This window comes from Candidatus Bandiella numerosa (assembly GCF_021811875.1).
Taxonomy (GTDB): Bacteria; Pseudomonadota; Alphaproteobacteria; order Rickettsiales; family Midichloriaceae; genus Aquirickettsia; species Aquirickettsia numerosa_A.
The window spans coordinates 1-5,113 of record NZ_JAJBJD010000073.1 but is presented as its reverse complement, the minus strand read 5'-3'; the positions used below and the strand labels follow the sequence as shown (position 1 = coordinate 5,113).

Annotated in this window: 4 protein-coding genes; 1 reads left to right on the top strand and 3 read right to left on the bottom strand. The window is 29.8% G+C overall.

Translation table 11 applies throughout. The annotated features are described in order from the left end of the window. Positions 1-76: 76 nt before the first annotated feature. The 3 genes from L8D11_RS03310 to priA form a co-directional block, all read right to left on the bottom strand. Positions 77-1,273 carry a hypothetical protein gene (locus L8D11_RS03310; RefSeq protein WP_236870254.1) on the bottom strand — a complete coding sequence of 399 codons (1,197 nt, stop codon included), beginning with the start codon at positions 1,271-1,273 and terminating at the stop codon, positions 77-79. Positions 1,274-1,378: 105 nt separating this feature from the next. Further along, positions 1,379-2,425 carry a hypothetical protein gene (locus tag L8D11_RS03305; protein ID WP_236870253.1) on the bottom strand — a complete coding sequence of 349 codons (1,047 nt, stop codon included), beginning with the start codon at positions 2,423-2,425 and terminating at the stop codon, positions 1,379-1,381. 33 nt (positions 2,426-2,458) lie between these two features. Then, a complete protein-coding gene (priA, locus tag L8D11_RS03300; protein ID WP_236870252.1) occupies positions 2,459-4,429 on the bottom strand; it encodes a replication restart helicase PriA in 1,971 nt (656 codons plus the stop codon). A gap of 305 nt (positions 4,430-4,734) precedes the next feature. Between priA and L8D11_RS03295 the strand changes: the two genes are divergently transcribed. Next, positions 4,735-5,034: a transposase gene (locus tag L8D11_RS03295; RefSeq protein ID WP_236870251.1), complete on the top strand. Its 300-nt coding sequence runs from the start codon at positions 4,735-4,737 to the stop codon at positions 5,032-5,034. The last annotated feature ends 79 nt before the right edge of the window (positions 5,035-5,113 follow it).

Here is a 5,113-nt window from a genome sequence, read left to right as displayed (position 1 = left end):
TTTTTTGTTCAGCGCTAAAATTTCTTTTTTCTTTTTTACTCATACTTCTTATTTTTTATTTATATTTTTATATCTTTTAGGAAATAAAACTACTCTTTTTGTTGTCTGACTTTTTCAGTCCACTATAGTTTAAAATATATTGTTTTTTACTACCATTTAAGCCCATTCTTATTGGATCAATAATCTGATATTTTTTATCAATAATAACTCTATCATTGTCTATAGCATATTGAAGTAAATATTCTGGTATCTCTTCCTCTGGTATGGGAAAACTGCAATCTACATATAACTTACCGATAATCATATATTTTTGCTCTTCAGTTAGCTGAAATATGCGCTCATTGTTTAAAAATAAAATGATAAAATTTTTTAAAATTTCCTTATAATTATCTTTGTACCCAAATAATTCAATATTTTCTAAACCTAATTTTAAAGCTTGGGCGCAAAATATCTCATTTGAATTCGTATACTGATTTAAAAATTGTAAATCATCCTTTTTTGATTCAATCCACTCATCTAGTTTATTACTAAAGTTTGTAATATAACTGCTATTTAAGGTTTCTAATTTATCAAATTCAGGTAAATCAATTTCTAATTTTGTTAAAATCACTTCTGATAAATATTCATAATTTTCCAATATACTTTGAACTTTTTGATCCACATAATTTTTTATCCTTCTAATGTCAAAAACATTATCAATATTACCTATATATTTATCCTCTGTTCTAGTTTTACGATTTATGTTCCATTCAGAAGATAATACGTTTAATATGGTTGACACGTCATGAACGTGCCATGCCTCACCTCTAGGTTTAAATTTTTGTAAAACCACTTCATTATCTTGCGTTTTTGCTCCACTCAGTATTTCTATAGCAAGCCCTTCAAGCATTTCTTTTTTAAATCTAGAAACAATCCCTCTAAAGGAACTTATGCCGTATATATCAAGTAATATATTTTGTAAATTAGTCAACGTACCTTCTCCACACACAAATACTCTATCTTTAAAAGGAGTTGGATCTAAATTATTTACTTTAATGATGTAAAGTATGCTTTCAAATGATTCTTTTATATTTTGATTTGCTGATAAGGGTGCTAATGAACGAAAATTATGCAATCCCATTTTTTCAGCTTCAACAATAAGCCTATGCATTTGAGATTCTGCTCCTATTCCATATATTGGCTCTGCAGAATCATAAAAAGCATTTTTGACGTATGCTTTTATTGAACCCATATCCAACTGAGGAGTTATCTCAGGAAATTTCGTTTTAAACATTTTTAAAGCATTTTTTGGCATCTCACCATCTGACAAATAAAATCAAGCACATAGATAATGCTATAGTTTAAACAGGAATTTTCAAAATGTTTTTACACTAATCAGTTATCTAACTTTAGAAGTAGTACTTTTATTTGATATATTATTAACAAAAGAATTAATTTTAGAGTGCTGTTCTGAGTTTAAAAATTGTTCCGCTCCAAAAATCAATTCCAGCAACTTATTTAAATAATGCTTTATTGTTTCAATAGGCTTCAATTCTCCATTCTGTAATAAAATTTCACGCTCAAGCTTAACAGCCTCATTCTTAAGGGCATTAATCAATTTTCTATCAGTTGCAAGAACAGAAAAAGTTTCAAAAAATAAATCTGAAATTTTCTTATCTTCTGTATTATTTTTAATTTTGGATACAAAACAATTAATTAAAAAAGACTTTAATGATTGATTTTCTGTTTTGTTAATACCATTTCCCTCAGTAGGCTCCGGAAATATAAGTTTTGCTCCATTTAACCCAGTATGATCAATAGCGCTAACTGTGAGTTTAAATTTTGGCAAAGTTGTATCTGCCGTCATTTTATCTGCTTTAAGTGATGTAATATTGGATTCAACAGACATATATACTTGGTCAAGATTTTCATCCTTTTGCAACCTTTCCATAATTTGTTGATCTGTTCCATATCCATACACCCTCTTTCTATTGTACACTACATTTTTCACTTCACCATCATCATCTCTTTCTATAGCTAAAGAGTTATAACAGCCATTCTTACCAAGAGTTTTACCAAAATTAAAATTCTCGGACTCAGAATAATCCTTCCTTAAATACAAAGACAATGAAGCTTCAAAAAGCTGAAAATGCATAAGTATAAAATCTTTTTGCTCTCCAGTTAGATATTCAAGTTGTTTTATCTGATCAATATTATTTATTACAGCAACCTCCTGTCCATTTTCATAAATGACCAATTTATCTCTATTTAAATCCGTTTGAGCATTATTTTCTAATTGATCTATTTCTCCAGCCGATACTCTATCCAAAAAAGTTTTCTTAAGATAACATATTGCTTTTGGCACAGCATCAAAAATCTTATATTCTGTTCCATCTAATTTATAATTCGCGTCATAATCTTTTTCTAAAGTCTGAACATGAACCATCTTACACCCACATAAATTTTACCGCTAATCCTATTACGAAAAATTATATGGGTCAAGATCGACTTTTAGTTTAATTGATGCAGGTGTAACAAATTGATTAAACCAATTATGTATATAATCTTGAATATTAGCTTGTTTAGAAGTTCTTAAAATAATTCTGTAACGAAATTTATTTCTAATCTTATACATTGGGGCGGGTGATGGCCCCAATACTTCAATTTGCTTATTAATAGGAGCTTTTTGCGCTATATGATGCATAAAAGAGTGTAGTACATGTTCACTTAAACAACTTCCCTTTATCATAATAAGCCTAGAAAAAGGTGGCATAAATGTATCTTTTCTATTTTTTAACTCATCATTAATAAAAGATTCATAATCCCAATTTTCAATGTAATGCAGTAAAGGATTGTCAGCAAAATATGTCTGAATTAATACTAAACCTTTATCGTGTTGTCTCCCAGCTCTTCCAGCCACTTGATATAAGAGTTGAAAAGTTCGTTCTAAAATTCTCAAATCACATCCAGCAAATGATATATCTGCGTCGATGACGCCAACTAAATGTAAGTCAGGAAAATTCAGCCCCTTGGCTAGCATTTGTGTTCCTAAAATTATATCATATTTCTTACTTTCAATATCCTTGATTATTTGAGATGCTTTTTTAAAATCTGATACTGTGTCACTTGTAAGGGTTATTACATTTGCATTAGGAAATAAATGGTTAATTTCTTCTTCAATTTTTTCTATACCAGGGCCCAAAGTAACTAATTTTTCATCCGAATCACATTTAGTGCACCTAATTATTTTTTCGTGCATATATCCACAATAATGACATAGCATCTGATTTTTCTTTTTATGCTCAACCAAAAAAAATTGACAATTGGGGCAGGAAAATTTCTCTCCACAACTATTGCATATAGTAAGTGGAGAATAACCGCGCCTATTTAAAAAAATCATTGTTAATTTTTTTCTTTTTAAGCTATGAATTAGCTCATTTTTTAGCGCAGTTGAAATCCATTCATTAAACTGTCTTTTTGTTTTTTTTAAATCCACTATTTGTACTTGAGGTAAAGATACTCCTGTGTAACGATTAGGTAATTTATGAATCCTATATTTATTTAAAATAGTATTATGATAGGACTCTGCAGAAGGTGTTGCAGTTGAAAGTAAAATGGGAATTTCTTCGATTTTTGCTTTTATAACAGCCATATCTCTGGCGTTATAAATTATACCCTCTTCTTGCTTAAAAGAATTATCATTTTCTTCATCAATGACAATAAGCTTTAGGTTTTTAAAGGGCAAAAACAAAGCACTTCTCGCACCTACTACGATATCAATATTACCATCTAGCACTCCTCGCCATATAATAGCTTTTTTTTTCGGTGTTAATGAGGAGTTCCATTCGGCAATAGCACAATTTTTTAATCTATTTCTAAATCTTTTTATCAATTGAGTTGCAAGCAATATTTCAGGAAGCAATATAAGAGCCTGACCACCATCATCAATGATTTTTTGGGTATTTTCTAAGTATACTTCTGTCTTACCAGAACCAGTTGCCCCCAAAATCAAATGCGCTGAAAAGTCTAAAAATCCAGCCTTGTTAATCTCATTAACTACTTGATTTTGAGTATCTGAAAGTTCTACCTTGCTAAAATTTTTTGCATCGTTTTGAAATTTTTTATATTCTTCATCTTTTATAATATGCTCAACATTATTCTTATTAAGTAACAACATTTTAATAACATTTCCGTAGTTAGTGACATTGTATTTTGCTACCCATTTTGCAAAATCTAATAATTTGGAATTAACTAAAGGTAAATCGTATACAGCAATAATTTCCTTTAACTCAAAGTCCAAATTGCTTTTATCAACATTTTCTATATTTGTTACAATGCCAATTTGCTCTCTTTTTCTAAAATTTACTTTAACTATAGAGCCAATTTTAGGTTTATGTTGCTCAGATATTTTATACGAAAATTCCTGATTAAATGGCAAAGCTAAAATCACATAAGCTATTTTAACTTTGGAATTCATCATTAATCACAAATAATATTAAATGGCGGAGGTTGACATTCATTAAAATAACCACCTTCAAATTGGGTGGGAAATATCAACTTCACCGACCACGATTTTAGCAGATTTCAATAACAATGCTAGCAATTATTACCATTGGTGATGATAAGAAATAGCGTTATTATCGGATATTGATTTTTTCGAGAATAGTAGTTACGCTGTTATGAAGTGACCCCCAAAAACAAGAGTCAAAGTTAAGCAACTCTGATAAAGTAAAAACTTAAAAAAAGGAGTTGATAATGGACAATACAAGAAATCGATACACAGAAGATTTTAAAGTAGAAGCAGTAAAGCTAGTTATAGAATCTGGGTATAGCATGACGCAGGCAGCAAAAAGCTTGGGAGTGAGTGTAGATTCAATAAGCAAATGGAAGAAAAGAATAGAAAAAGAGCCAAATAGTAAAATAGCATTTCCAGGGAATGGAAATATGAATTTAATAAAGAAAGAAAAAATGATGTTAGAGAAGGAGATAAGGCAGCTTAAAATAGAAAAAGGGCACCGTCAAGTTAATGGAAATATGGCCGCAACACAACCCTGACCCTTAAATTTTAGGCAGCAGCTATCTCTTGGATAGCTTCATCCCAAATAAATTTAGCTTTTTGAAAATTCTCTCTTTG